Below are 20,612 nucleotides of genomic sequence, written 5' to 3'. Positions count from 1 at the left end.
CAACCGAAAACTTTATCAGATGCGTCCCCAGGATTGGGCCGCGCCGAGGGCGTCGGAATGTCAGGCTTTGTAAGACGCGGCGCGGGCGACCCGGCGGAAATGGTTGTCCCAGGAACGCTCGCGCGAGGGCGACAGCAGCGGCCGCTCGCCGCCCGCCGCATCGGTGCGCAACATCGCGCCCAGGCCGCTGCTGACGAGAAAGCCGGCGCCGGTGGCGGGCGCCACGCCGCAGCCATCGGCCAGCCGGGTTTCGCCCAGCCAACGGCCGCTGGCGGCATCCCAGTACAGCACCCGCCCGCCCACCGGACTGGACGTGGCGATCACCGCGCCGGCCGCGTCCGCCGCCACCGAGCCGACGTAGTTGCGCATCTCGCGCAAGGTGGCGGCCGGTCCGCTGAACAGTTCCGGCTGCGCGCCGCGTCGGTGGCGACCGACCAGCGCCGGCCGGTCGCCGGCCGGTCCCATGTACTGGCAGCCGAACCAGACGCTGCCGTCGCCCGCCAGCGCCAGATGGCGGATCGACAGGCGATGCAGCGCGGGCGCCAGCTCGACGCGCTCCAGCAACGCGCCGCTGGCCGCGTCCAGATACGCCAGCGATGGCCGCATGGTGTCCAGATTGAGTTCCAGCTTGCCGTAGTCCGGATGCGTCAGGATGCCGCCATTGGCCACGCACAGCGTCTTGCCGTCCGGCATCAGCACCACTTCGTGCGGGCCGATGCCGCCGCTGTCGAATTCGCCGATGCGGCGATAGCCGCCGCCCGGTGTCGCGTCGTAGATGCCGAGCACGCCGCGCCCGCCGTCGAAATCGTTCTCGGTGGCGGCCAGCAGGCGGGCGCCGTCGAAATAGGCGCCATGGCCGAAGAAATGGCGGTCTTCGGGCAAAGGCAGCGCAAGCGGCGCGCGCGTGCCGCGCAGGTCGAACGCCAGGGCGAAAAAGCCCGGCTGGCGGCCGAACACCACGGCGCGCTCGGAGGCCGCGTCGATCGCGAAACTGTGGCCGCGCGCCGGCATCGGCACCACCCGCCGGTCCTGGCCGGCGCCGTCCAGCACCACCGCTTCGTCGCGGCCGGCGCGCTGGCGCGCCGCCAGATAGCGGGCGCGCGTGTCGTCATCGGCGGCGGCTCGCGCCAGGCTCGGCCAGGCCAGCGCCGCGCCCAGCGCGCCGCCCCTGGCCAGCAACGCGCGCCGCGCGGGGCGCGGCGGCGAGCGGCTGCCGTCAGTCGCCATCGAGCGCATTGAAGCCGATGGTCACGCCCAGCGCCGGCGCCAGGTCCTGGTCGACGATCGCCTTGGCGTTCTTGAGCGTCAAGGCCGCCAGTCCCAGCAGGCGGCGCCCTTCGGTGTCGGTCAGCGCCTGCTCCAGCGGCGCCGGCACCTCGCGCAGCGTGCGGGCCGCGCTGCGCAGTTCGCCCAGCACCGCCTGCGCCATCCAGTCCTCGCCCTTGGGCAGCGCATAGCCGCCGGCCGTGTAGAACGCCGCCAGGCCATCCAGGCCGGCGGCCAGCGTGCGCATCGACAGGCCGCTGCGCCAGAACGCGGCGCGCCTGGGCCGGGCGTCGTCTGCTGCCGCGCCCAGCACGGGCAGCAGCTTCACGTCGCGCGCCAATTGCAGGCCGGTGGACAGCGCCTTCATGGCTTCAGCCGCCACTTCCTGCGGATCGCGGTAGAGATCATTGTCCGCCTGCGGCCGCGCGAACTGGCGGCCGAAGCCGGCCTTGCCGTCCCAGGCCTGGGCCACCTCGCGCGAGATCGCGGCGACGTTGGCCGAGACCGCGCGGGCATAGCCGCAGGCATAAGCGAACGTCGGCGCGCCGGTCTGCCCCAGCAGCGCCGGTTCGCCATACAACACATATTCCAGCGCCGGCAGGCCCTGCACCGCCACGCTGCGGCCGGACAGCGCGCCCGGCTTGAGCAGCCCGGCATCCTGCGCCGCGATCACGGCCTGCACCTGCCGTGGCATCACGCCGCGCGTGTCCGGCCAGAACGCCAGGCGTTCGTAGCGGTTGGCCTGCACCAGCGGTCCGAAGCGCAACGGTTCCAGGCGGGCCCAGGCCAGCGCCAGGCCGGCAAACCCGTCCTCGACCGTCCGGGCGCCGGCGGCGTCGGGCTTGGCGCACCACGTGGCCAGCGCGCCTTCCAGCTTGCCGGCGGCCTCGGCCATGCCGGCGGCGGCCGGCCGGGCGTAGCCCTGCGCCAGCCGCTCGCCCAGGTCGGCGGGCAAGCCGGCCGCGCCGGCGGACAAGGACCAGGCCAGCGTCAGCGCGGCGGCCAGGCCTCTGGCGGGCGCGCTGCGGCGGATAGCGGTGAGCGTCATTACAGCGACTCCAGGAAACGGATCAGGTCGGCGCGTTCTTCGGGTGTCATCGCCACCACGCGGTCGCGCGCCGGCTGGCCGGCGCCGCCGTGCCACAGCACCGCTTCCAGCAGCGTGCGGGCGCGACCATCGTGCAGCCAGGTGGCGTTGGGGTTGACGGTCCTGGTCAGGCCGATGCCCCACAGCGGCGGCGTGCGCCATTCACGCCCATTGGCCGAACCGTCGGACACGCCATCGGCCAGATCCTCGCCCATGTCATGCACCAGCATGTCGGTGTACGGCCAGATCAGCTGGAAGCGATGCTCGGCCTGCCTGGCGTTGCGGCTGGTGACGTACTTGGGCACGTGACAGGCCACGCAATTGGCTTCGTAGAACAGCTTCTTGCCGGCCAGCACGCGGGCGTCGTCGGTATCGCGCCGCTGCGGCACCGCCAGGTTGGTGGAATAGGTGGTGACGAAGTCCATCAGCTTGGCCGGCACTTCTTCCGCGCCGAAGCGCGGCTGCGCGCCGTGCGGCATCTGCAGGCATTGCGGCTGCGCCGCGGTGCAGTCGCCGTAGTGCTTGGGAAAGAGAGGCGTGGACAGGCCCATGTCGTTGGAGAACGCGGCGGCGCTCTGCTGCGCCACCGTGGGCTGACCGGCTTTCAGGTTGAAGCGGCCCAGCACGCGCTGGCCGGTGCGCGCGTCGGTGACCCAATTGGCCTTGCCGACGATGCCGTCGCGCTTGTCGGCGCCGATATTGGCCAGGATGTCGGCCTCGTGGATAGATTCCAGCAGGCCCAGGCCGATCATCGGCGGCGCCAGGCGCGGCGAGATCTGCGTGTCCTTGCGCATCGGCCCATAGCCCAGGTTGTCGATGCGGTAGGCCGGCTTCATCAGCGTGGCGCTTTCGCCGCCATTGAGCCGGACCGTGACCGGCGTGTAGTCGATTTCCATGCGGCCTTCGGCCGGCAGGCCGGCCACCGCGAAGTTCTGCAACTGCACGCCGTAGACGGGTTCGGGCAGCAATGCGATCTCGCCCGGCGCCAGGCGCGGATGGCCACGGTCGGGCCCTTCCGGCACTGCCAGGCGCAGCAGCAGCGCCACTGCGTCGGGGCGCTCCAGCGGATCGAAGCCCGGCACCGAGCCGCGCCCATCCTTGGTATGACAGGCCTGACAGGAACGCGCGTTGAACAGCGGCCCGAGGCCGTCGGAAGCCTGCGTGGACGCGGGCGCCGACACCCAGTCCTTGCGGAACAGGCCGTTGCCGACCTGGAATTCCTGGCGCCGCTCGAAGCTCATGTTGGCCGACGGCTGCGAGAAGATGTCGGCGTTGATGAGCTTGTTGGTGGTGGCGGCGCCGGCCTGCATGGTCTCGAAAGCCTCGGCCTTGGAGAAATCGCGGGTGGGCGCGGTGATGGCGCGAACGCGCTCGAGGTCGGCCGCGCTCAGGTCGTCGCGCCCGGCCGGCGCGGAAGCGGCCGCGCAAGAAGCGGCGGCGTGGGCCGACGCCGCCAATACGGCAACGATTACGCGCTTCACTTGAATACGGCGTCGGGTTGGTCCAGGCTGTCGGAACCTTCGATGGCGACCTTGCCCAGTTCCAGCAGCGCGATCACGCGCTCCAGGCTGCGGGTCTGGTCGACCAGGCGGTCGATGGCGGCCTGCACCACCGCGTTGCCTTCCTTGTTGCCGTCCGCGATCATCTGGTCGTAGGTCTCGACCGTTTCGGCGCGCGTCTTCATCGCCTGCATGGCGGCGACGGTGGCGTCCAGCTTGGCGCGCACCTCGGCGTCCAGCTTGGGATCGCGCGCCTTGACCAGCGCCGACAGGCTGGCGCCCTCCAGTTTCTTGCCATCGGGCCGGGTATACGCGCCCAGGTAGACGTTGCGGATGCCGATCTGGTTGTAGAAGTGCGAGTTATGGGTATTGTCCGAGAAGCAGTCGTGCTCTTCCTCGGGATCATGCAGCATCAGGCCGAGCTTCATGCGCTCGCCGGCCAGCTCGCCGTACGACAGGCTGCCCACGCCGGTCAGCATCGCCACCAGGCCGGCCTTGGGATCTTCCTGCACCGCCTTGCGCGCGGCGCCGTCCTGCCGCCAGTTGCCAACCATCTCTTCCAGGTCGCTCACCAGCAGGTCGGTGACGGCCTTCAGGTAGGCGATGCGGCGTTCGCAGTGGCCGCCGGTGCATTGCTTGACGTCGAAGTCGGTATACGGGCGGTTGCCCGCGTGACGCTCCTGCGGCGAGCCCTTGCGCGCGGCCGGCGCCGGACCGGAACCATTCAGGTCCTGGCCCCACAGCAGGAATTCGATGGCGTGGTAGCCGGTGGCGACGTTGGCCTCGTTGCCGTCGGCCTCGTGCAGCACTTCGGATAGCAGCTTGGGCGTGATCTGGCTGACATCGATGGTCTTGCCGCCCACCGAGATCGTGGAATTGGCGATGACGTTGACCGCATAGTAGGCGTTTTCGTCGTTCTCGGTGCCATAGGAAGCATCGACATAGTCGATCAGGCCTTCGTCCAGCGGCCAGGCGTTCACGCGCCCTTCCCAATCGTCGACGATGGGGTTGCCGAAGCGGAACGCCTCGGTCTGCTGATACGGCACGCGCGCGTCCAGCCAGGCCTGGCGCGCGGCCTTGAGCGTCTGTTCGCTGGGCTTGGCCACCAGGGCGTCGATGGCCTCGCGCAAGGTCTTGGCCGAGCGCAGCGCGTCTTCGTAGCCGGCCAGCGCCAGATCCGAATAGTTGGCGACCACGGCCTTGGGCTCCACCGCCGCATGAGCCGTTCCGCCGAACACCGCGGCGGCCAGCGCCACCCCCAACAACAACTTGCGCATCACTTTCTCCCGTAATTCGGACAAAATCCGCCCCGCGGCAGTCCCGTCCACACTGAAATTTTGTAGATGCGAGTGTAAACAATTTTCGTTTGTTATTCAGAATAAAGTCAGCTACCTGACGTTTTTCCGAATAAAAAAGGAAGCCCCCCTGCCGCGGCCGCCATCCGCCCGCGGTCTGCGCTGCCGCAAGCCCGGGCGCGGAAAAAGGCCCGGGCGAACCCGGGCCGATGAGGGCAAGGCCGGCAGCGCGTTCAGCGTTGCAGCGGCGCCTTGGCGGTCTCGCGCGCGGCCAGCACCGAGATGGCGGTCACCGCCAATGCGGCCACCACGTACAGCGACACCGCCACGGTCGAGTTCCATGACTTGAACAGGCTGGCGATGATCAGCGGGGCGAAACCGCCGCCGACGATGCCGGCCAGCGTGTAGGCCAGCGACGCGCCGGCGTAGCGCACCCGCCCCGGGAATTGCTCCGTGACGAAGGCGGCCTGCGGTCCGTACATCATCGCGTGGATCAACAGGCCCACCACCACCGCGGCGCAGATGGCCACGGGCTGCGCGCTGTCCATCAGTGTGAAGAACACGAAGGCCCAGACCATGCCCAGCAGCGCGCCCGCCAGGTAGACCGGGCGCCGCCCGATCAGGTCCGACAGGTGGCCGAACACCGGCACCGCAATGGCGTTGAGCGCCGCGCCCAGCATGGTGGCGCCCAGCGCCAGCGGCCGCGGCAGGCGCAGCACCGTGGTCACGTATGTCAGCGTGAACACCACCACCAGCGCATACAGCACGTCCGAACCGATGCGCGCACCGCCGGCCACCAGCAGCTGGCGCCAGTGTTGCACCAGCACGTCCCTGACCGGGGCATTGGCGGTCTCGCGCTTCTGTTCCATGTCGCGGAACACCGGCGTTTCCTCGACGCCGCGGCGCAGCCACAGGCCGAACAGCACCAACGCCACGCTCGACACGAACGGCAGGCGCCAGCCCCAGGCCTGGAACTGCTCCGGCGTGAGCCACAGCGAGACCAGGGCGATGAAGCCGGTGCCGATCAGCGTGCCGCACGACGGCCCGACCTGCGTGAAGGACGCATTGCGGCCGCGCTGGTCGGGCTTGCCGTGTTCCATCGACAGCAGGACCGCGCCGGCCCATTCGCCGCCCAGCGCCACGCCTTGGACAAAGCGCAGCGCCACCAACGCGGCCGGCGCCCACACGCCCCACTGCGCGTAAGTCGGCAGCATGCCCATCAGGCCGGTCGACAGCCCCATGATGACGAGCGTGGCCACCAGCACGAACTTGCGGCCCAGGCGGTCGCCCAGGTGGCCGAATACGAAACCGCCCAGCGGCCGCGAGACATAGCCGACCGCATAGGTCGAGAACGCCAGGATGGTGCCCGTCAGCGGGTCGAACGACGGAAAGAAGATGGCGTTGAAGACCAGCGCCGCCATCAGGTTGTAGACCGTGAAGTCGTACCATTCCAGCGTGGTGCCGACCGAACTGGCCAGCGCCAGCTTCTTCATCTTGCCGGACGACGCGCCGCCGTGCGCGGCGGCCGGCGCGTGCAACGTGTTCTCAGTCATTTGATTACCCCTGTCCCGTGTACATGGCGTTGCTTGTCTTGGCGCGGTTCAGCGCAGGTCGGCAGCGGCCAGCTTCCAGCCCAGCGCCAGCAGCCAGTTGTCGGCGGCCCGCGTGCCGAACGCGGCGGCGGCCTGTTCGCCCAGGGCGCGCGCGGCGGCGGCGGAACCGGCCTCGATCACGAACAGCGGATCGAGGCGGCGGTTTGCCATCGATTCTCGCGGCAAGGGGCCGCTGAGCGCCGTATCCGGCGCCAGCAAATAGGACTGGACGAAACCCTCTGACCGCGCCAGGGCGCCACCGCTCTCGGCAGCGCGCGCCGCCAGGCCCGCCGCGTCGCCGCCGTACACCAGCGGCAGCACCGCGATGTGGCTGCCGCTGCCGAAACCCGTCACGGCCTGCACCGCGCACACGCGGCGCATCGGGTCGCGCATGCGATCCAGGTTGGTCACCGACCACGGCGTCTGGCGCTCGAAGGCGGTGCGGTAATCCGCGCTGGTGAAGGCGCCCAGCGATTGCGTGCGGTACAGCCCCAGGTACTTGCGGCCGCCGGACAGCGACACATAGCGCGCGCCAGACAGGAAGCCGGGGATGCGCACGCGCTCCTCGACGTGCTCGCGGTCGTACCAGCGGTTGAAATCGGTCTCGAAGGCGGGATCGACGTCGCAGGCAACGAACAGCATGCCGTTGGGCGTGGCGGAAGCGGTGGTTTGGCTCATGGAAAGAAAACGTCCCTTCGATAACGGAAGGGACTCATCTTCGGCCGGCCGGGCCAGGTCCGCCAAACGAGTAATTTTTCGCGGCGGCAACAGAATTACTGAAAGCCGACCTAGGGATAACGCTATTGCGCCGACGCGAATGTTGGCGGCGTGACCGACGCGGTGTACTGGTCCGACGCGCGGCAGGCCAGCTCGGCCACCAGCCGGATCGCCTCCGAGCCGGCGCCTTCCAGGTAACTCACCACCAGCAACTGCGGCGGCACCGGCACGTCGCAGCGGATCATCTGCACCTCGCCGCGCGCCACGTATTCGTAGATCGGCGGCAGCGGCACCAGGGCACGGCCGAAGCCGCTGCGCACGAGCCGCGCCAGCGCCGACATCGAACTGACGCAATGCACCTTGCCCAGCGGCAGGCCGGCCTCGCGGAACAGCCCTTTCAACGCCTCATGCGGCTGCGAACCGGGACTCATGGTCAACACCGGCTCGCTCAGCAACTGCTGCACCGTCAGCGCCTCGTCATCGCCGGCGGGGCCGACCCAGCCCATCTCCATCGGCAGGCACGGCGTGCTGATGATGCCAGTGTCGGTCAACAGATCGGTCTGCAAGGCGATATCCAGCGTGCCCTCGCGCAGGCCGCGATGCAACGCGCGCGTGGTCTCCGAGGTCAGCCGCACCTCGATGCCCGGATAGGTCGAGCGCAGATTGGTCAGGAAACCGATCAGCCAGGTATGCACCACCGTCTCGATGGCGCCGATGCGCACCAGGCCGAACACCTCGTCGCCGGTGCGGCCCAGCGACAGGATCTGCTGGCGCAACTGCAACAGGCGTTCGCCATAGTCGAGCAGGCGCGTGCCCACCGCCGTCAGCCGCAACTCCTTGGCATCGCGCTCGAACAGGCGCGCGCCGATGTCTTCCTCGAGCGAGGCGATGCGGTTGGCCACCGCCGCCTGGGTGATGTGCAGGCGGTCGCTGGCCGCACGGAAACTGCCCAGCCGGGCCGACCACAGAAATGCTTCGACAAAACGGGTATTCATATCGACGCCGCAGCGCGCCCTTCTTCCTTGAATGGCGGAGCGGCAGGCCCCGGCCTGCGCACATCCTAACGCCTGGCGGGGCCGGCGCGCCATGACGGGCCGCGCGCCCTGCCGCGGTGCCGCATGCACCAGCATGGTTCACGCGCTGCGCCATGATCGCCCCGCCATGGCGAAAAACCGGGCTTTTCAAGGTTGGCACGAGTCTTGCTTGATGACTGGTATGCAAGCTTGTCTACAAGCGCCCGTCCCTTTTCCGACCAGGAGTCCCACATGACCCAACGCCCCGCGCCCTTCGCTTTCAACGCCACCCGCCGCCGGCTGATGCAGGGCGCCGCGCTGGGCGCCGCCACGCTGGCCGCGCCGGCCCTGGTGCGGGCGCAGTCGGGTCCGGTCATCCGCATCGGTTACTGGCCGGTCGCCGCCGGCCTGCCGTTCTACGCGGCCATCGAGAAAGGCTACTTCAAGGAAGCCGGTCTGAACGTCGAGGCCCTCAAGTTCGCCGGCGCCCAGCAGGTCATGGAAGCCATGCTGGCGGGCCGCGCCGACGGCAGCGCCAACGGCACCGGCTCGGCCAACCTCGCCATCGGCGAAATCGCCTCGCCCGGCCTGTTCAAGATATTCGCCTCGAACCCCAGCAATGCCAAGAACGTGCTGGACGAGTTCATCGTCGCCAAAGACAGTCCCATCAAATCCATCGCAGACCTCAAGGGGAAAAAGGTCGGTTCTGGTCCCGGCATCCAGAATTCCACGCTGGCCAAAGCAGTACTGGAGCGCGCCGGCGCAACCGGGGCGACCGTGGTCGAGCTGGCGATCAGCCAGCACGTAGCCGCGGTCGCCGCCGGCCAGTTGGACGCCTGCTACACACTCGAGCCCACCGGCACGGTCGGCCGCCTGAACGGCACCACCCGCGTGCTCGAAGCCGGGGTCATCGCCAAGTACGTGCTGGGCGACCCGATGGCGCCGTGGTTCGGCGGCTCGGCCTCGCTGACCACCGCGTTCCTGAAGAAGCACCCCGAGGAAAGCAAGAAATTCATCGCCGCCTACGCCCGCGGCATCGAACTGATCCGCACCAAGCCTGACGAAGCGCGTCCCTTCATGAAGGGCTACACCGCCATCGAAGGCCCCATGACCGAAGCCGTGCCGCTGGCCGCCTACACGCTCTACAACGAGTTCCAGCCCAGCGACATCCAGTATTTCCAGAAATTCTTCGACCTGTTCACCGACAAGGGCATCTTCGCGCAGAAGGTGGATGTGGCCTCGATGCTGTACAAGGGCTGAGCCATGGACGCGACCAACGCAAGCCGCGCTGGCGCGGCGGCCGCCACGGCAACCGCCGGCGCGCCGCCCGCCTCGCGCCCGCCCCGCAAATGGACCGCGGCGCGCCTGCTGCCGCTGATCGGCCCGCTGGCGCTGTACGTGGTGTGGGACCTGGTGGTGCGACTGCAGCTGGTCAGCCCGGTGCTGCTGCCCACGCCCGGCGCCACGCTGGTGGCCCTGGCCAAGGGCATGGCCGGCGGCCCGCTGCTGGGCGACTTCCTGTCCTCCGTCAACCGCACGCTGCAGGCCTTCGTCATCGCCGGCGTGATCGGCGTGCCGCTGGGCGTGCTGCTGGGCAGCAACGAAAAGGCCTACCGCAGCGTCGAGTTCCTGGTGGACTTCTTCCGCTCGACGCCGTCGTCGGCGCTGATCCCGCTGTTCCTGATGATCTTCGGCGTGACCGACATGAACAAGATCGCCATCGCCGCCTTCGCCGCGGTGCTGGTGATCCTGTTCAACAGCGCCTACGGCGTCATCAACGCGCGCAAGCAGCGCGTGATGGCGGCGCGGGTGATGGGCGCCTCGCGCTGGCAGATCTTCAAGGACGTGCTGATCTGGGAAAGCCTGCAGCCCACCTTCGTCGGCCTGCGCAGCGGCGTGTCGATGGCGCTGGTCATCGTGATCGTGGCCGAGATGTTCATCGGCTCGGACAGCGGGCTGGGCAACCGCATCATCAATGCCCAGCAGGTGCTGAACGTGCGCGATATGTACGCCTCGATCCTGGCCGCCGGCGCGCTCGGCTATGTCCTCAACATTCTGTTCCTGGTGCTGGAAAAGCGCGTGGTCCATTGGAGCGGCCGCTAATCATGTCCACCGTCATCAACCCCGTCATCGCCCCCGCCCCCACGCCCGCGCCGTTCCGGCCGGGTCCGGCGGGCACCCACATCACCATCCGCGGCCTGACCAAGTATTTCGCCGGCTGGCCGCTGTATGAGGACTTCAACCTCGACATCCCCAAGGGCAAGATCGTCTCGGTGTTCGGCCCCAACGGCTGCGGCAAGTCGACGCTGATCAACATGATCGCGGGCCTGATTCCCATCGATGCCGGCGAGATTCTGTTCGACGGCAAATCGCTGGCGCAGACCAAAATCGGCTACGTCTTCCAGAACTACCGCGAGGCCATGTTCCCGTGGCTGCGCACCATCGACAACATCGCCTACCCGCTGCGCCTGGAAGGCCGCAGCAAGGCCGAGGTCGATGCGCGCGTGGAGGAGCTGGTGGCCTCGTTCGATGTCAAGTTCGACCTCAAGCGCTATCCCTACGAACTGTCGGGCGGCCAGCAGCAGACCGCGTCCATCATGCGCGCCCTGGCCCCGGGACCCGAGGTGCTGTTCCTGGACGAACCGTTCTCGGCGCTGGATTTCGAGATGACGTTGTTCATCCGCGAAAAACTGCAGGAGGTCTTCATGCAGACCGGCACCACCATGCTGCTGGTGTCGCATGACCTGGAAGAAGCCGTGTACCTGGCCGACCAGGTGCTGCTGCTGACCAAGCGCCCCACGCGCGTGGCCGAGATACTGGACTACGGCGACGCCCGTCCGCGCACGGTCGAGACGCTGTCCGAGCCCAGCTTCATCGGCATGAAGAAACTGAGCCTGGAGATCTTCCAGCGCGAGGTGCGCAGGTAAGCGCCACGCGCCGCCGCCGTCCGTCTTAAACATCCTCGCCGGGAGCCCCGCCATGACCCAGGAAACCATCGACCAATACGTACGCAGCGCGCTGGCGCTGGCCGGCTACGCCCTGCGTGAACCGGCCGCGGCCGAAGTGGCGCAGCAATTCAGCCGCATCCACGACATTGCCTCGACCTTCATCGACGAGGCGCTGCCGCTGGAGCTGGAATCGGCCTCGGTGTTCCGCCCGTGAACAGCGCCCTGCTCGACCTCGCGCGGCAAATCCGCAACGGCGAACGCAGCGCATCGGCGGTGCTCGAAGCCACGCTGGCGCGCATCCGCACGGCCGATGCGCGCTACAACTGCTTCACCAGCCTCACCGAAGCCCGTGCGCGGCAGGAAGCCGCCGCCATCGACGCGCGCCGCGCCCGCGGCGAGGCGCTGCCGCCGCTGGCCGGCGTGCCCTACGCCGTCAAGAACCTGTTCGACACCGCTGATGAAGTGACGCTGGCCGGCGGCCGCGTCAACGCCGCCAATCCCCCCGCGCGGCGCGACGCCACGCTGGTGGCGCGTCTGCGCGAAGCCGGCGCGGTGCTGGTGGGCGCGCTCAACATGGACGAGCATGCCTACGGCTTCACCACCGAGAACTCGCACTACGGCGCTTGCCACAACCCGCACGACCTCGCCCGCATCGCCGGCGGCTCCTCGGGCGGCAGCGCCGCCGCGGTGGCCGGCGGCCTGGTGCCGCTGACACTGGGCTCGGACACCAACGGCTCGATCCGGGTGCCGGCCTCGCTATGCGGCGTCTTCGGCCTGAAGCCGACCTTCGGCCGCCTGCCCCGCACCGGTTCGTTCCCCTTTGTCGGCAGCCTCGATCACCTCGGCCCGTTCGCGGCCGACGCGGCCGGCCTGGCCGCGGCCTACGACCTCCTGCAAGGCCCCGATCCCGAGGATGTGGCCTGCGGCCAGCGGCCGCTCGAGCCCGTGCTGGCGGAGCTGGCCTCGGCGCGGCCGCTGCGCGTGGCGGTGCTGGGCGGCTACTTCGCCCACTGGGCCGGTCCCGAGGCGCGCCAGGCGGTGCAGATGGCGGCGCGCGCGCTCGACGCCAGCGCCACCGTCGAACTGGCCAGCGCCGCGCAGGCACGCGCCGCCGCGTTCGTGATCACCGCGGCCGAAAGCGGCGCGCTGCATCGCCGCCGCCTGGTCACCCATTACGACTACTACGAGCCGCATTCGCGCGACCGCCTGGTCGCCGGCAGCCTGGTGCCCGCCGCCTGGGTGCAGCAGGCGCAGCGGGTACGCCAGCGCGCTTACCATGAAGCGCAGGCGCTGTTCGCCGACTACGACGTATTGATCGCCCCGGCCACGCCGGTGCCCGCCACCGCCATCGGCACCCAGAGCCTGACGCTGGCCGGCCAGACGCTGCCCGCGCGCGCCAGCATGGGTTTGCTGACGCAACCGGTCTCCTGCCTCGGCTTGCCGGTCTGCGTCGCGCCCCTCTGGCCCGGCATCGGCGCCGACGCGCATCTGCCGCTGGGCGTCCAATTGATCGCCGCGCCGTGGCGCGAGGCCGATTGCCTGCTGGCCGCCCGGCGGCTGGAACAGGCCGGCATCGCCGCCACCCGCCCCATATAGCCCCGCCGCATCGAGGTCCGGACATGGATTCCGCATTCGCCGTCATCGACACGCCCCGCAGCCTGGCCGACTCGGCCTACGGCACGCTCAAGCACGACATCCTCGACTTCCGCCTGGCGCCAGGCGACCGCTTCACCGAAACCGAGATCGCCGAACGCCTGCGGGTCAGCCGCACGCCGGTGCGCGAAGCCCTGTTCCGGCTCGAACGCGAAGGCTATCTGGAGGTGCGCCAGCGCAACGGCTGGCTGGTCAAGCCGCTGGACTTCGACACGCTCGACCACTTCTACGAGTTGCGCAGCGTGCTCGAAATCGCCGCCGTACGCGCCCTGTGCGCGCCGGGCCAGATACCCGATCCGCTGCGCGCGCTGCAACCGCTGCTGGATGTCTGGCGGGTCGACCCCGCGCAGCGCTCCGGCAATGGCGAATGGCTGGCCGAACTCGATGAGCGCTTCCACATGGACCTGGTGGCCGCCGCCGGCAATCCGGAGATCGCGCGCGTGCACCGCGCGGCCACCGAGCGCATCCGCATCGTGCGGCGGCTCGACTTCACCCAGTCCGAACGCATCGACCGCACCTATGCCGAACACGGCGCCATCCTCGACGCCATCCTGGCGCGTGACGCCGAGCGCGCCGCGGCGCTGCTGCAAGCGCACATCGGCGACAGCCAGGCCGCGGTGCGCAAGATCACGCTGCACCGGCTCTATGCCACGCGCCGCGCGCAGGCGGCCTAGCGGGGTGTCAGCGCGGCTGCAACCAGCGCGCCAGCCGGCGCGTGACGAAGGGGATGCAGATGTACACCATCACCGGCGTCATGGTCAGGCTGGTGAGCAGGGCGCGCCAGAACACCGGCAGGGACGCCAGGTGCTCGCTTACCAACAGCGTGAACGCCAGCAGCACCGGGAAGTACGCCAGCCAGATGCTCACCGCCTGCTTCCAGCGCGGCGGCGCGCCGGCGGCGCGCGGCGGTCCGAACCAACCGTCCATGCCGCTGACCCGGCGTGCATGGCTGGCCCGCACCAGCGCGGCGCCGCGCTCCAGCCACATACGGCGCGGCAGCGATTGTTCCCAGCGGTTGAGGCTGGCCTCGTCGTTAAAGCGCAGCACGATCTGGTACTGGTCGCCCCCTTCGGGCGGCTGCAGCACGCCGGAGCCGAGAAAGCCGGGAAAACCGGCGGCGAGGATTTCGCCCTGGCGCATCCACGCAAGAAAGTCGCTGTAGCGTTCGGGCGTAATGTGCCGCGTCACCAGCATGGTGACCGGAGCGGGAACGGCGGAACGGGTCATGATGAAACTCCTGGTGCGAGGTGCAGCCTGTTATGTGGTGTAAACCCTAGCAAGCGGCGTGCCAGCCTCGCGCCGCAGCATTCGCCCCGGCGCGCGGCGGGTAACGCCCGGTGGCGCCCAGCCGGGCGTGAATTTGCGCACCGCAACACACCCCATATTGGTGATTACCCTAAATTACGCACCATGACGGTGCATTCCACTCGCAGCCAGAGAAAACCCATGGACATCAATCTGCCGGAAGTCGTCGCCGACATCAGCGCGGCCTTCGCCCGCTACGAAACCGCCCTGGTCAACAATCAGGTCGACGTGCTGGACGAACTGTTCTGGAACAGCCCGCACACGCTGCGCTACGGCGCCAGTGAAAACCTCTATGGCTATGACGCCATCCGCGCCTTCCGCGCCGCCCGCGCGCCGCAAGGCCTGGCGCGCCGCGTGCTGCGCACCGCCATCACCACCTATGGCCATGATTTCGCCACCACCCATATCGAGTTCCAGCGCGACGGCAGTGACCGCATTGGCCGCCAGAGCCAGACCTGGATGCGCACGCCGCAAGGCTGGCGCGTTGTCGCGGCGCATGTCAGCCTGATGAGCGGTTGAAACGGCCGCGCCGTGCCGGCGCCGGCACGCGGCGGATGCAACTCGACACACGTCCATACCGCCCATAACGTTATGGGCGCGGCGCCATTGAGCCGTCATGAGGACAGGTCTACACTGGGTCTTCCCGACCCAGGAGCCCCACCTCATGAGCACCTACAAGATCGCTGTCTTCGTTGGCAGCCTGCGCGCCGCGTCGATCAACCTGCGCCTGGCGCGCGCGCTGGAAAAGTTGGTCCCGGCCGACTTCAAGTTCGAATACGTCAGCCTGGGCGACGTGCCGCTGTACAACCAGGACAACGAGAACAACCTGCCGGCGCCCGCGGCCAAACTCAAGCAGCAGATCCTCGATGCCCAGGGCATCCTGTTCGTCTCGCCCGAGCACAATCGTTCGCTGCCCGCCGCCATCAAGAACGCGATCGACTGGGGCACGCGTCCCTGGGGCCAGAATTCCTGGGCCGGCAAGGCCGTCGGCATTCTCGGCACCTCGCCCAGCGCCGCCGGCACCGCGCTCATGCAGCAGCACCTGCGCAACATCCTGGCCGCCGAGGGCGCCATCGCCCTGACGACGCCGGAAGTCTTCCTGCAATACACCGACGGCCTGATCGACGACCAGTACAACATCACCAACGAAGGCACGCGCAAATTCCTGCAAGGCTGGATCGACCGCTACGTCGACTGGATCAAGAAGTTCAACAGCTGATTTGATTGCCGCCGTTGCCGGGCCTGGGGCGCCGCCCCGCCCGGCACCGATCGCCCACCCGGTTGCGGGCGATCCCCCCCCCGACACGTCGGGGGTTTTTTTTGACTGCCCGCCACCGGCGCGCGATATCCGCCCATCCGCAAAATACATGCACGCGCAAATAGTTTGACGCACCACGGAACTCCCATTAATATGCATGCGCATACATTGATTTACCGAAAAACCGCCCCCGTGGCATATCGACGCGCCCCCCGCGGCGCACCCTCTACATAAGGAGCTTCACCATGAGTTGGCTATATCTGGCAATCGCCGTGGTCTTTGAAATCGCAGTCGCCATTGCCGCGGGCAACGCGAAAGGGTTCACCCGCTTGGGCTGGACCGCCGCAACGCTGGTCAGCGGGGCGATCGCCACCTACTTCCTCAGCCTGGCCCTGCTCACCTTCGATGTCGGCGTCGGCTACGCAATCTGGACCTCGGTGGCGGGCGTCGGCATCGTGGTGCTGGGCGCCCTGTTCTTCGGCCAGCGGCTGAACGCAGGCAAGGCCGTCGGCATCGCCCTGGTCATCGGCGGCGTGGTGGGCCTGCGGCTGAGCGGCGCCGCCTGACACCCCGGAACAACCGATTCATCTCCACTGACCTGAACGCAACAAGGAATCCAACATGAACACAACCCACCACACCACCCCGGGCAACGGACGCGCCTGGATCATGCTGCTGCTGGCCAGCGCCTTCGAGATCGGCTATGCCCTCAGCGTCGGTGGCAGCCAGGCCTTCACGGTACCGGGCTGGTCAATTTCCGCCGGGGTCTTCTTCCTGCTGACGCTGTATGCGCTCAGCGTCGCCTTGAAATCCATCGACGTCGGAATCGGCTACGCGGTATGGGCCGGTATCGGCTCGGTCGGCGCCGCCGCCTTCGGCAGCATCCTGCTCGATCAACCGTTGACACTGGCCCAGGCGTTCTGGCTGGCCGTCATCATCGGCGGCGTGGTCTGGTTGAAACTGGCCGACAGCGCCAGGCTGCGCGACCGCAGGCACACCCGGCCCGCATGAGCGCCATGGCCGCCGCGGCCTGCCCAACGCGTTGCCCGCGGCAGGCCGCGGCCGCCCAGCACTTGCATGGACATACATATGGGAAAATGACGCAATCGAATGTCCAGCAAAGGGAGCACAAGGCTCATGTCCAGAAAAAGTGATGCATGGCTCAAACTGATTCAAGTCGTCGCCAACGTCGAGAGCGATGTGGGCGGCGTGCTGCAAGCCCGCCACCGCCTGGGCCTGTCGGAATACCGCGCGCTGGAAGTCCTGGCGCGCTCACCCGACACGGAGCTGCGCATGCAGGAACTGGCCTCGCACCTGGGCCTGCACCAGAGTTCGGTGGCGCGCATGGTCGAGCGCCTGGAGCGCGCCGGCCTCACCATCCGCGACCTGTGCCCGGACGACAAGCGAGGGGTCTATACCGTGTTGACGCAGGACGGGCTGGCGCGCCTGGAAAGCGCCCAGCCCGACTACCAGAAGGCGCTGGATGCCGCGCTCAAGCAACATGGCGGCGACAAGCTGCTGGCGGCGGCGGGCGCCAAGTCGGGCACGGCATAGCGGCGGCGCGTACCTATCCCCGTCTGCTGTGGAGAAGCTTGAGGACAGTTCGGGGGCAGGTGCAAAAAAACCTGTCAGGCCGGGCACTTGCAAACGCCGCTCAAAGAATGCGCAATCGCCCCCGCAGCGAAAGTCCGCCGGACTTATCCACTGTCGCCGGCCTGCCGGCCGCGCATCTCGCGCAAAGGCCCGCCCCGGCCGGCATTTGTCCCAGCATTCTGTGGACAAGCATGAGGACAGCATGAGGGCAGGTGGATTTTTCCCTTGCACATCAAGTGCCTGCAAGTGCTGGTCAAGAATCGCCCAACCACGTGCCGGCGCCGCCCCGGTTGTCCCCGGGAAATGTGGATAAGGCTGAGGACAGTCTGCGGGCAGCGGCAAAATTCCCTTTGCCGCCAACAGCTTGCGCCTGGCGGGCAATAAAGGCGCAGCCCCGCCGTTGCGAGGCCCCGCCCGGCGGCGGCCGACGCGGCCACGGCTTCGGCGCCGGACTTGTCCCCACCGGATGTGGACAAACCTCTGAACAGTCTCATGACAAGCTGAAAAAAAGCTTATCCGACAAGCACTTGCAAAGACCGCTCAAAAAAGGAGCAGGCCGCCATGGCCGCGGCGCGGTGTCAGCCTGAACGCGGTGCGCTCTCGGGCTGCCAGCCGGCGCCCCTAGACGTCGCCGTCCTCCAGGCGCATGCCGATCTTCAACCCGACCTGCCAATGCGCCACCTTGCCGTCCTTGATGTGGCCGCGCACCTCGGTGACCTCGAACCAATCCAGGTTGCGCAGCGTTTCGGATGCGCGTTCGATGGCCTTGCTGATCGCATCGTCGGTGGACGTGGTGGAAGAGCCCACCAGTTCGATCTGCTTGTAGACATGATTCGACATAGCTCGTCTCCTTTGAAGGGGAAGCGTTGCGAATCGTCGGCCGCGCGCGGGGTTCCGGCGCTTACGACCGGCAATCCATTCGAACACACAGAATACCGCGTGAGGCATAGCGTGGTGTTACGAGTTCCGTCGACGCGGCCGCGGCCACGTCCCGGTCTCGCTTCTGAAACGCAAGCCAGGAGGTTGTCATGCCTGAACGGAAAACGCTGCAACGCGCCGCGCGCGACAAGAAGCAAGGCAAGTCCCCATCCACCCAAGCGGGCGAATTCGTGCGCGAGGAAATCGACCACGTGCGCGACGGCAAGCACGGGGTGCGCTCGACCAAGCAGGCCATCGCCATCGGGCTGTCGAAAGCGCGCCGCGCCGGCGTCGATCTGCCCACGCCGAAGAAGGCCACCGCATCCACTCGCCGCAAGGCCAGGCAGGACAGCGAGATGGCGCACGACGGCCACGCCAAATCCGCCACCCGCGCCCGCGCCTCCACCCGCGCCCTCAAGCGTGAGAGCACCAAGCCGGCGTCCAAGTCCGCGCTGTCGCGCCATGCGTCCAAGTCGGCGTCACGGCGCACCGCGGCGGACCGCTCCGCCGCCGCCAGGAAGGCCGCCGCCACCAAGGGCCCGGCGGGACGCTCGGCCGCCGCCAAGAAGGCGGCGCGCACCCGCGCCGCCAACCGCGCCGCCGCCCATCACTGAGCGGCGCGGCGGTCACGACGCGGCCCCCGCCTCGAAGTCGCGCAGACGCGCCTGCAGGAACTCGCGCAGCCGCTTGACCGCGGGCGACAGCAGCATGCGGTGCACGCACAGCAGATACAGCGGCGATGGCTCGCCGCGGCAATCGGCCAGGGCCTGCACCAGCCGCCCGGCGCGCAGATCGGCCAGCACGTCGTAGCGCGACTTGTAGGCCACGCCATGGCCGGCCAGCGCCCAGCGCCGCACCAGGTCGCCATCGTCGCCGACCCGGTCACCCTTGACCGGCACGGTCACGGCGCCCTCCTCGTGCTCGAACGCCCAGCGGTCGTGCAGCGATTCGCCCAGCACGAAGCACAGGCAGTTGTGGCGGCGCAGGTCCGCCGGTGTCCGTGGCATGCCGTGGCGCGCGAAATAAGCCGGCGCGGCGCACACCACGCGGCGATTGTGTTCGCCCAGCGGCAGCGCCACCAGGCCGGAATCGCCGGGCGTGCCGTAGCGCAGCGCGATGTCGACCGGCTGCCGGTACAGGTCGGCCAGGCGGTCGCTGATGCGCACCTGGAAGTTCACGCGCGGATGACGTTGTTGGAACTCATCGAGCCAGGGCAGCAGCACATGGCGGCCCAGGTCCGACGGAATCGACACCGACAGCGTGCCGGAGATCGCCGTCTTGTCGCGCGCCAGCGCGCTCTGGCCGGCCTGCAGGCTGGCCAGCGCGGCGCGCGCATATTCCAGGTAGCGCTCGCCGTCACCGGTCAGCCGCAGGCTGCGCGTCGAGCGCACGAACAGGCGGGTTTCAAGCGACAGTTCCAGCCGCTTGAGCGCCGCGCTGGCCACCGCCGGCGTCAGGTCCAGCTCGCGCGCGGCGGCCGAGAAGCTGCCGTGATCCGCCGCCGCGACAAAGATGCGCAAATCCTCAAACCGGACCATAGGGGTCTCATTTTCAAAAAACCATTGAAACTGAGTCCGATGCTAGCCGGTTTTTCCTCGCCCGCCACTGGGCAATGATGGCGCCATCCCCGCAACGCTTTGGAGTCCCCCATGAAAATCGAACTCGACGGCAAGAAAGCCCTGGTCACCGGCTCATCCGGCGGCATCGGCCTGGCCATCGCCCAGGGCCTGGCCGAGGCCGGCGCCCAGGTAGTGCTGCATGGCCGCAACGCCGATAAGCTCCAGCAGGCCGCCGCCGCCATCGCGCGCCAGCACCCAGCCGCCCAGGTGCATACGGTGCAGGCCGACCTGTCCACCGCCGACGGCGCCGCCTCGATCTGCGCCGCCCATCCCGACGTCGATATCCTGGTCAACAACGCCGGCTACTTCGCGCCCAAGTCCTTCACTGAAATCACCGACGACGACTGGCGCTACATGCTCGACACCAACGTCATGAGCGGCGTGCGCCTGTCGCGCTATTACCTACCGCGCATGCTGGCCGCCGACTGGGGCCGCATCGTCTTCATCTCCAGCGAATCGGCGCTGCACATTCCCGCCGAGATGATCCACTACGGCGTCAGCAAGACCGCGCTGCTGGGCGTCTCGCGCGGCCTGGCCGAACTGACCGCCGGCAGCGGCGTCACCGTCAACGCGGTGCTGCCCGGCCCGACCCGTTCCGAAGGCGTGGTCGACTTCTTCGCCGAGATGGCCAAAGCGCAGGGCCTGCCGCAAGACCGGATGGAACGCGACTTCATCGCCCAGCACCGGCCGACCTCGCTGCTGCGCCGCCTGGCGACGGTGGAGGAAGTGGCCAATATGGTCGTCTACACCTGCTCGCGCCAGTCCTCGGCCACCAACGGCGCCGCCTTGCGCGTCGATGGCGGCGTGGTCCGCACCATCGCCTGATCCCCTTCCCGTTTCGAGATCGTC

Annotated in this window: 23 protein-coding genes; 13 read left to right on the top strand and 10 right to left on the bottom strand. The window is 68.5% G+C overall.

Going from position 1 to position 20,612, the window contains the following annotated elements; translation table 11 throughout:
- Positions 1-60: 60 nt before the first annotated feature.
- The 7 genes from K2W61_RS16625 to K2W61_RS16595 form a co-directional block, all read right to left on the bottom strand.
- Positions 61-1,236 (bottom strand): DUF1513 domain-containing protein, encoded by a 1,176-nt coding sequence (locus K2W61_RS16625; RefSeq protein ID WP_419761603.1) that lies wholly within the window; start codon positions 1,234-1,236, stop codon positions 61-63.
- Positions 1,217-2,314 carry an imelysin family protein gene (locus K2W61_RS16620; RefSeq protein ID WP_236756093.1) on the bottom strand — a complete coding sequence of 366 codons (1,098 nt, stop codon included), beginning with the start codon at positions 2,312-2,314 and terminating at the stop codon, positions 1,217-1,219. Before K2W61_RS16620 ends, K2W61_RS16625 begins: the two co-directional genes overlap by 20 nt.
- Entirely contained in the window at positions 2,314-3,834 is a 1,521-nt protein-coding gene (locus tag K2W61_RS16615) for a di-heme oxidoreductase family protein (RefSeq protein WP_175133526.1), read from the bottom strand. The genes K2W61_RS16620 and K2W61_RS16615 overlap by 1 nt, the downstream gene beginning before the upstream one ends.
- Positions 3,831-5,129 carry an imelysin family protein gene (locus K2W61_RS16610; RefSeq protein ID WP_175133525.1) on the bottom strand — a complete coding sequence of 433 codons (1,299 nt, stop codon included), beginning with the start codon at positions 5,127-5,129 and terminating at the stop codon, positions 3,831-3,833. Before K2W61_RS16610 ends, K2W61_RS16615 begins: the two co-directional genes overlap by 4 nt.
- A gap of 251 nt (positions 5,130-5,380) precedes the next feature.
- Positions 5,381-6,700, bottom strand: coding sequence for an MFS transporter (locus K2W61_RS16605; protein WP_175133524.1), 1,320 nt, complete (start codon positions 6,698-6,700; stop codon positions 5,381-5,383).
- Positions 6,701-6,748: 48 nt separating this feature from the next.
- Positions 6,749-7,417 (bottom strand): DUF4286 family protein, encoded by a 669-nt coding sequence (locus K2W61_RS16600; RefSeq protein WP_236756092.1) that lies wholly within the window; start codon positions 7,415-7,417, stop codon positions 6,749-6,751.
- Between the two features lie 122 nt (positions 7,418-7,539).
- On the bottom strand, positions 7,540-8,451 hold the full coding sequence (locus K2W61_RS16595) for a LysR family transcriptional regulator (RefSeq protein ID WP_175141441.1): 912 nt from the start codon (positions 8,449-8,451) through the stop codon (positions 7,540-7,542).
- Positions 8,452-8,721: 270 nt separating this feature from the next.
- Here K2W61_RS16595 and K2W61_RS16590 point away from each other — a divergent pair, with 270 nt between their 5' ends.
- Genes K2W61_RS16590 through K2W61_RS16565 form a run of 6 tightly spaced genes read left to right on the top strand, consistent with a single transcriptional unit; the run spans position 8,722 to position 13,744 of the window.
- Complete coding sequence (locus K2W61_RS16590; RefSeq protein ID WP_175133521.1) at positions 8,722-9,729, top strand: ABC transporter substrate-binding protein; 1,008 nt, start codon at positions 8,722-8,724, stop codon at positions 9,727-9,729.
- Between the two features lie 3 nt (positions 9,730-9,732).
- A complete protein-coding gene (locus K2W61_RS16585; RefSeq protein WP_175133520.1) occupies positions 9,733-10,572 on the top strand; it encodes an ABC transporter permease in 840 nt (279 codons plus the stop codon).
- A gap of 2 nt (positions 10,573-10,574) precedes the next feature.
- Positions 10,575-11,396: an ABC transporter ATP-binding protein gene (locus tag K2W61_RS16580; protein WP_020928903.1), complete on the top strand. Its 822-nt coding sequence runs from the start codon at positions 10,575-10,577 to the stop codon at positions 11,394-11,396.
- Positions 11,397-11,448: 52 nt separating this feature from the next.
- A complete protein-coding gene (locus K2W61_RS16575) occupies positions 11,449-11,631 on the top strand; it encodes a DUF4089 domain-containing protein (RefSeq protein WP_175133519.1) in 183 nt (60 codons plus the stop codon).
- Positions 11,628-13,013, top strand: a complete 1,386-nt coding sequence (locus tag K2W61_RS16570) for an AtzE family amidohydrolase (protein ID WP_236756091.1) — start codon at positions 11,628-11,630, stop codon at positions 13,011-13,013. The genes K2W61_RS16575 and K2W61_RS16570 overlap by 4 nt, the downstream gene beginning before the upstream one ends.
- Before the next feature lie 23 nt (positions 13,014-13,036).
- Positions 13,037-13,744, top strand: coding sequence for a GntR family transcriptional regulator (locus K2W61_RS16565; RefSeq protein ID WP_175133517.1), 708 nt, complete (start codon positions 13,037-13,039; stop codon positions 13,742-13,744).
- A gap of 7 nt (positions 13,745-13,751) precedes the next feature.
- Here the strand turns inward: K2W61_RS16565 and K2W61_RS16560 are convergent, their stop codons facing one another.
- Positions 13,752-14,297 carry an antibiotic biosynthesis monooxygenase gene (locus tag K2W61_RS16560; RefSeq protein ID WP_236756090.1) on the bottom strand — a complete coding sequence of 182 codons (546 nt, stop codon included), beginning with the start codon at positions 14,295-14,297 and terminating at the stop codon, positions 13,752-13,754.
- A 219-nt stretch (positions 14,298-14,516) separates the two neighbouring features.
- On the opposite strand from K2W61_RS16560, the gene hpxZ reads away from it, so the two are divergent.
- From hpxZ to K2W61_RS16535, 5 genes are all read left to right on the top strand, one after another.
- Positions 14,517-14,894 (top strand): oxalurate catabolism protein HpxZ, encoded by a 378-nt coding sequence (gene hpxZ, locus K2W61_RS16555; protein ID WP_175133515.1) that lies wholly within the window; start codon positions 14,517-14,519, stop codon positions 14,892-14,894.
- A 145-nt stretch (positions 14,895-15,039) separates the two neighbouring features.
- On the top strand, positions 15,040-15,594 hold the full coding sequence (locus K2W61_RS16550) for an NADPH-dependent FMN reductase (RefSeq protein ID WP_175133514.1): 555 nt from the start codon (positions 15,040-15,042) through the stop codon (positions 15,592-15,594).
- Positions 15,595-15,878: 284 nt separating this feature from the next.
- Complete coding sequence (locus K2W61_RS16545; RefSeq protein ID WP_175133513.1) at positions 15,879-16,199, top strand: DMT family transporter; 321 nt, start codon at positions 15,879-15,881, stop codon at positions 16,197-16,199.
- A gap of 55 nt (positions 16,200-16,254) precedes the next feature.
- Positions 16,255-16,644 (top strand): DMT family transporter, encoded by a 390-nt coding sequence (locus K2W61_RS16540; protein WP_175141439.1) that lies wholly within the window; start codon positions 16,255-16,257, stop codon positions 16,642-16,644.
- Positions 16,645-16,770: 126 nt separating this feature from the next.
- On the top strand, positions 16,771-17,187 hold the full coding sequence (locus tag K2W61_RS16535) for a MarR family winged helix-turn-helix transcriptional regulator (protein WP_175133511.1): 417 nt from the start codon (positions 16,771-16,773) through the stop codon (positions 17,185-17,187).
- Between the two features lie 660 nt (positions 17,188-17,847).
- Here the strand turns inward: K2W61_RS16535 and K2W61_RS16530 are convergent.
- Positions 17,848-18,066 carry a dodecin gene (locus K2W61_RS16530; RefSeq protein WP_175133510.1) on the bottom strand — a complete coding sequence of 73 codons (219 nt, stop codon included), beginning with the start codon at positions 18,064-18,066 and terminating at the stop codon, positions 17,848-17,850.
- Between the two features lie 188 nt (positions 18,067-18,254).
- On the opposite strand from K2W61_RS16530, the gene K2W61_RS16525 reads away from it, so the two are divergent.
- Positions 18,255-18,758, top strand: a complete 504-nt coding sequence (locus tag K2W61_RS16525) for a DUF6496 domain-containing protein (protein WP_175133509.1) — start codon at positions 18,255-18,257, stop codon at positions 18,756-18,758.
- A gap of 12 nt (positions 18,759-18,770) precedes the next feature.
- On the opposite strand, the gene K2W61_RS16520 is transcribed toward K2W61_RS16525, so the two are convergent.
- Positions 18,771-19,682: a LysR family transcriptional regulator gene (locus K2W61_RS16520; RefSeq protein ID WP_175133508.1), complete on the bottom strand. Its 912-nt coding sequence runs from the start codon at positions 19,680-19,682 to the stop codon at positions 18,771-18,773.
- 111 nt (positions 19,683-19,793) lie between these two features.
- Here K2W61_RS16520 and K2W61_RS16515 point away from each other — a divergent pair, with 111 nt between their 5' ends.
- Entirely contained in the window at positions 19,794-20,588 is a 795-nt protein-coding gene (locus K2W61_RS16515) for an SDR family NAD(P)-dependent oxidoreductase (RefSeq protein WP_175133507.1), read from the top strand.
- Positions 20,589-20,612 lie beyond the last annotated feature (24 nt).

It is taken from the genome of Achromobacter pulmonis (assembly GCF_021733725.1).
Classification (GTDB): domain Bacteria; phylum Pseudomonadota; class Gammaproteobacteria; order Burkholderiales; family Burkholderiaceae_B; genus Achromobacter; species Achromobacter pulmonis.
Note: the sequence above shows the minus strand (reverse complement) of the source record. Positions and strands in the feature narration are given on the sequence as shown.